Source organism: Terriglobia bacterium (assembly GCA_020073205.1).
Lineage (GTDB): Bacteria > Acidobacteriota > Polarisedimenticolia > Polarisedimenticolales > JAIQFR01 > JAIQFR01.
The window spans coordinates 1-5,954 of record JAIQFR010000172.1 but is presented as its reverse complement, the minus strand read 5'-3'; the positions used below and the strand labels follow the sequence as shown (position 1 = coordinate 5,954).

The following is a 5,954-nucleotide window of genomic DNA, read 5'->3' as shown; positions in this document are numbered from 1 at the left end:
GAACCGCTCGCGACGGGACAGGTCTACGACTCGAACGCGATCATCCTGGCCGATGCGGTGCGCGAGTGCGGTGGAAGGCCGCTGCCGATGGGCATCGTCCCCGACGAGCCCGGCGCCGTCCGCGCGGCGGTCGCTCGCGCGCTGGCCGCGGCCGACGTCGTGCTGCTGTCGGGCGGCACCTCGAAAGGTCCCCGAGACCTCAACGTCCGCGTCCTCGAGGAGACCCTGGATGCGCCCGGGGTCATCGCTCACGGTGTCGCGCTCAAGCCCGGCAAGCCGCTCTGCCTCGCGGTGTCGGGAAACAAGCCCGTGGCGGTGTTGCCGGGCTTCCCGACGTCCGCGATCTTCACGTTCCACGAGTTCGTCGCCCCGGTGATCCGCGCCCTGGCCGGCCTCGGCGAGCCGCAGGAGGAGCGAATCGCCGCGAGACTGCCGATCACCGTGACCTCGGAGCCCGGTCGCACCGAGTGCGTCCTCGTGCGCCTCACCGAGACCGATGCGGGCGCGCTGGTGGCCTACCCGATCGGTAAGGGCTCGGGCTCGGTCACCACGTGGAGCCAGGCCGACGGCTACTTCGTGGTTCCCAAGACGGTCGAGATGATCGACGAGGGGGAAGAGGTGTCGATCCTCGCGATCGCGGGCGGGCGCGCGCGGCGCGTGGACCTCGTCATCATCGGAAGCCACTGCGTCGGCCTCGACGTGATCGTCGGACGGTTGCGCCGGCGGGGAGTGACGTGCAAGGTCATCGCCGCGGGGAGCCAGGCAGGCCTCGATGCCATCCGCCGCGGCGAGTGCGACGTCGCCGGCGCCCACCTCTACGATCCGGCGACGGGCGCCTACAACGAGCCGTTCCTGTCGCACGAACTCGAGCTGCGGCGCGGCTACGGGCGGCTCCAGGGGGTGGTGCACCGCCGAGGCGATCCCCGCTTCGAGGGGAGATCCGCCGAGGAGGCCGTCCGGGCGGCCGCTCGCACGCCCGGCGTCGTCATGATCAACCGCAACCGCGGCAGCGGGACGCGAGCGCTCTACGATCGGCTGCTTGGCGACGCGCGGCCGCCGGGGTACGGCGTCGAGGCATCCTCGCACCACGCCATCGCCGCGGCCGTGGCCCAGGGGCGGGCGGACTTCGGCGTCGCGATCGACATCGTCGCCCGCGACCGCGACCTTGGATTCCTTCCCATCGCCGAGGAGCGCTACGATTTCTTCGTGCGAAAGACGCGGCTCGCCCGGCCCGCCGTCCGAGCATTCCTCGAGGAGCTCGAGAGCGCCGAGACGCGTGCTCTGCTTCGCGCGAGGGGACTCCGGGCCTGATCGCGTCCAGCGCCTGTCGAAAAAGTCGTTGACACGCGCCTTCCCGACCGGTATCCGGAACTTGAGGCGCGAGAACCGTCGCTGCCGAGTGGAAAAATCACCGTTCTCGGCGCCGTCGCGACGACACCCGAGAATACTTCGGTTTGTTCAAGGCGGCAGCATGGTTTCGAAAGAAGTATTTACGACTTTCGACGTGGCGAGGATCTGCCACTTCTCCCCGCTCTCGATCATCAACTGGGTGAACGCGGGTCGCCTCCCGGCCTTCCGGACCCCTGGCGGACACCGTCGGATTCGCAAGAAGGATCTCGTCCACTTCATGCGTGAGAACGGGATCCCGATTCCCGAGTCGCTCCGGGAAGGGTCCGGCCTCGCGAGGATCCTGGTGGTGGACGACGAGGCGAACATTCGCGACGTCATCGCGGAGCACATGTCGAGCCGCGCGCACCGGTACGAGGTGATGACCGCCGCGGACGGCTTCGAAGCCGGGCGCCTCATGGTGACGTTCCGCCCGGACATCGTGCTGCTGGATCTCAGGATGCCGGGGATGGACGGCTTCCAGATTTGCCGGACCATCAAGGCCGACCCCGAATCGACCCGCGCGATCGTGATCGCGATGACCGGCTACTACACGCCGGAAACCGAGGCCAGGGTCCTGGAGTGCGGGGCGATCCGCTGCTTCGCGAAGCCGGTGGAGCCCTCGGTCCTGAGCGGCTTCATCGACTCGGTGGTCCAGCAGGCGGCGACATCGAGAACGCGACGCCGCAAGCAGCACGTCCGCGCCTGACGCGCGTCATCGCAGGAAACTCTCGAATTCCTCGGGGTGCGGCGCGTGTCGAAGCGCCTCCTCGCGGGTGACGGTGCCGCTCTTCACGAGCCGGGCGAGTGAGTCCTCCAGCGGGATCATCCCGCCGGTCCGTCCCGTGACCAGTTGGGCGGGTATCTGGTGGTTCTGTCCCCGGCGGATCAAATTGCGAATCGCGTCGTTGATCAGGAGCACCTCGACGGCCGGAACGCGCCCCGGCCCCTCCCGCTTCGGCAGCAGGTGCTGCAGCACGATGCCTGCCAGCGACAGCGCCAGCTGAGCGCGGATTTGGGGCTGCTGGTCCTCCGGGAACACGTCGACGATCCGGTCGAGGGTCTGCGCCACGGTTCCCGTGTGGAGGGTCGAGAGCACGAGGTGGCCGGTCTCGGCGGCGGTCAGCGTCATGGCGATCGTCTCCCGGTCGCGCATCTCGCCGACGAGGATCACGTCGGGGTCCTGTCGCAGGACGTGGCGCAACGCTTCGCCGAAGGAAGGCGTGTCGCGGCCGACTTCGATCTGCTCCACGATGCTGGTGCCGTGCGCATGCACGTGCTCGATCGGATCCTCCACCGTGATGACGTGTGCGTTCCGGGTCCGGTTCACGATGTCCACGATGCAGGCGAGGGTCGTGGATTTCCCGCACCCCGCAGGGCCGCACAGCAGCACGAGGCCTCGCTCGAGTGCCGCGAATCGGCCGAGAACCTGCGGGAGGCCGAGCGCCTCGAGACCCGGGATCGCCGGGGGAAGGGCGCGGATCGCGGCCGCGAGGACGCCGCGCTGGAGGTGGACGTTGCAACGGTAGCGGCCGAGCCCCGGCCGGTCGAAGCAGAAATCGGCAGCCAGGGTCCGCTCGAGGGCCCGCGCCCACGGCTCCTCGAGCACCTCGTGGATCAAGGCGACGACTACCCTATCGTCCAGCACCTGGGGGTCGATCGCCAGGAGCCGCCCGTCCACGCGGGCGGTGGGCGGAGCCCCGGTGACGAGGAGCAGATCGGACGCGCGCGTCTCGGCGGCACGGGCCAGCAGCACGTCCAGGCGAACCTCGCCTCCCGGGTCCCGCTCCACCGGCGGGAGCGCGGATTCACCACTCAGAGAGTTGAGTTCCCGCACGAGGCGGGAGAGCTGCTCGTCGAAGAACGGCACGTCGGAGAGCCTACCCCCGATCGTCGTTCCGGTCACGCCGGGCGCTCACCCGCGCGAGGCCCCTCGAGGGGAACGGGAGAAACGTCAATCCCGCGGTGCTACGGGACGGTCACGAGGATCGCCTGTGGGTTCAGGCTGCACCGCGTGAACCCGGCGTCGCAACCCACGAGGGTCTTGCGGTCGTCGAAGTCCACGGTCAACGTCGAGACCGCCCCCGGACGATCGGGCAAGGCCACGGGGGTCAAGTCGAGCTTGACAGATCCCGGCCCGAGGACCACGTGGGCCACCTGTTCGCAGACGTCCCCGATGCCGTCCCCGTCCGAGTCCGTCTGGCTCGCGTTCGGCACCCAGACGCAGTCGTCGAAACCATCGACGATCCCGTCCCCGTCGGAATCGAGCTCCGTCGAGCCCGTGGAGGCGTCCACGACCGCGCAGGCGGATCCCGAGGTACCGTCCGCGGACAGCGCCTGGTCGGGGTTGGGCACCATCGGACAGTTGTCGGTCCCGTTGGGGATCCCGTCCCCGTCGTAGTCCCCGGTGGAGGGGAGATTCGGTCGGAAGGCCCGGCGAACCTCCATCGCCGAGATCACCAGGCGCACCGTGGCGGTCCGCGTCCCGCCCGCGGTCCCCAGAACGAGATTCGAGCCGCTGCAAGCGGCCTCGAGCGTCGTCGGGGCGAGGATGTTGTACGTGTGCGTGCAGGGGGAGACGCCGAGGAAGTCGTGCGTTCCGAATCCCTCAATGTCCACCTTGGCGGAGGCCAGAGTCCACCTCACGACTTGGTTCGCCTGCGCGGCAGCCAACTGCGCGGTGAGACCGCTGTCCACGGTGTCCAGGGCAAGGCTTCCGCTGGAGGGGAAGACGCTCTTCGACGAGGAGCAGGCGCACGAGCCGGACGCCAGCAGCAGGACCAGGAGCAGCCGGTTCCGACGGTGGGACGTCAAGCGGGAGGCCTCAGGGTAGCTGGAACGTGAGCAGGGCACCCAGCGTGGAACGCGAAATTTGCGACACCGCGCCGAGGTTGCTGCCCTCCTCGCAGGTGACCTGGGCCTCGAGGAGGGTCGTGAGCGCGGTGCCGCTCACGAGCAGCCGCACCGTCGTCGTCGCGCCCGCGCGAACCTCGAAGACAGGCTGATTCGCGGGAACGATGGGAAGAGCCCCGGATCCTTCCGGGAGGAACCTCGCGTATTCCAGCGAGCCTGCGGCGCAAGCAGGCTGGCTGGCCACCGGAGGCTCGTTCGATGTGTTCAGGTCGAACCAGTTGAAGAAAACGAGGTCGATCTTGTACAGGCCAGGGCTGATATTGACCGAGCCGAGCGTCTGGGGTCCCGCCTGGCTGAGATCGACGTCCAGCGCCTGTTCCAGGAACTGAAACGGCTTCGGACCGAGCGTGATCTGCGCGCTCGAATCGACGGGAACGAAGTCGACGGCGGCGAATTCCGCCTTCGCCCAGACAAAAGGCGGTTTCGAGCCGTCTCGCGGGCCGGCCGCAGGGTCGATCACCACCTGAAACGTCACCCCGCCGTTCGCGGGGGAAAGTACCTTGCTGTTCGTGCAGCCGACTCCTGCCAGAAGTGCCAGCAGAGCCAACGAAATGCCAGCGAGTCGCCAGTTGAACGTCATGGCACAAGCCCCCTCGGGAGAAACCTCCGCCTGCCTTCGAGCGTCGGAAGATACCGCACCCGGGCACCGGGGGCAAAAACTATAGTCGAACTCCTGCGGTGACACAACCGCAGCCCGCCGGTCCGAGCTGGTCCGGGCAGGATTCTCCCGCGTCCGGCCGCTCCTCGGCGGAAGCCGTGAGCCCGCGACGGTTCGCCGGTGCGTCAGGGACAGCCGGCCGACGGCACTCGCTCGCTCCCGCTCGACGCGAATCCATAGGTGCCCGTCCCGCAGACGTTCTGTCCCCGGACCAGGTAGTAGTACCCCTGACCGACCGCGGGATCCGGCTGCACGCTGTCGTCCCACGCCGAGAGCGGCGCGTCGTCTCCCAGGCAGGCGGCGCCACCTGAACCCTGTCCGGATCGGAGCTCCGCCAGCGCGCCGCCGACCACGTCGTACCGCGGAGCCTGGCCCTGCGCGGTCCAGCTCAGGTGCGTCGCGGCTCCCTTGTCGACCCGCAGCCCTTGGATCTCCACGGGCGAGGTCCAGACCGCCGGGTCATTGGGGGCGCAGTCGAGGGCATCGCAGACACCGTCAGCGTCGGCGTCCTGGACCACGTGAGTACAACCGGCGAGAGCATCGCAAGCATCGAGCGTGCAGACGTTGAGGTCGTCGCAGTTGGGCGGCGGGCCGCCGACACAGGCGCCCGCAAGACAGCTGTCACCGACCGTACAGGCGCTGCCGTCGCTGCAGGCCGAGCCGTTGGACTTGATCGGGTTGGAGCAGGTTCCCGTGCCGGTGTCGCAGACGCCGGGGTCGTGGCACTGGTCGAGCGCCGTACAGTTCACTGGATTCGAGCCCGTACAGGTTCCGGCCTGGCAGGTATCGGTCTGAGTGCAGGCGTTGCCGTCATTGCACGACGTTCCGTTGGATTTGCTCGGATTCGAGCAGACCCCGGTGCCCGTGTCGCAGACGCCGGGGTCGTGGCACTGGTCGAGCGCCGTACAGTTCACTGGATTCGAGCCCGTACAGGTTCCGGCCTGGCAGGTATCGGTCTGAGTGCAGGCGTTGCCGTCATTGCACGACGTTCCGTTGG

The 5,954-nt window shown here is 68.6% G+C and carries 6 protein-coding genes; 2 read left to right on the top strand and 4 right to left on the bottom strand.

The annotated features are described in order from the left end of the window. Positions 1-1,311: molybdopterin biosynthesis protein (locus tag LAO51_19810; protein ID MBZ5640991.1), on the top strand; the 1,311-nt coding region annotated here is incomplete at its 5' end. A 160-nt stretch (positions 1,312-1,471) separates the two neighbouring features. Beyond that, on the top strand, positions 1,472-2,095 hold the full coding sequence (locus tag LAO51_19805) for a response regulator (protein MBZ5640990.1): 624 nt from the start codon (positions 1,472-1,474) through the stop codon (positions 2,093-2,095). Between the two features lie 6 nt (positions 2,096-2,101). On the opposite strand, the gene LAO51_19800 is transcribed toward LAO51_19805, so the two are convergent. From LAO51_19800 to LAO51_19785, 4 genes are all read right to left on the bottom strand, one after another. After that, on the bottom strand, positions 2,102-3,256 hold the full coding sequence (locus LAO51_19800; GenBank protein ID MBZ5640989.1) for a PilT/PilU family type 4a pilus ATPase: 1,155 nt from the start codon (positions 3,254-3,256) through the stop codon (positions 2,102-2,104). A gap of 98 nt (positions 3,257-3,354) precedes the next feature. Beyond that, on the bottom strand, positions 3,355-3,834 hold the full coding sequence (locus LAO51_19795) for a thrombospondin type 3 repeat-containing protein (GenBank protein MBZ5640988.1): 480 nt from the start codon (positions 3,832-3,834) through the stop codon (positions 3,355-3,357). 376 nt (positions 3,835-4,210) lie between these two features. Then, positions 4,211-4,879, bottom strand: coding sequence for a hypothetical protein (locus LAO51_19790; GenBank protein MBZ5640987.1), 669 nt, complete (start codon positions 4,877-4,879; stop codon positions 4,211-4,213). A gap of 203 nt (positions 4,880-5,082) precedes the next feature. Further along, positions 5,083-5,954: hypothetical protein (locus LAO51_19785; protein ID MBZ5640986.1), on the bottom strand; the 872-nt coding region annotated here is incomplete at its 5' end.

Coding starts and splice junctions, on each gene's coding strand:
- LAO51_19790 (MBZ5640987.1), bottom strand. CDS start 4,879: ATGACGTTCAACTGGCGACTCGCTGGCATTTCGTTGGCTCTGCTGGCA.
- LAO51_19795 (MBZ5640988.1), bottom strand. CDS start 3,834: ATGGAGGTTCGCCGGGCCTTCCGACCGAATCTCCCCTCCACCGGGGAC.
- LAO51_19805 (MBZ5640990.1), top strand. CDS start 1,472: ATGGTTTCGAAAGAAGTATTTACGACTTTCGACGTGGCGAGGATCTGC.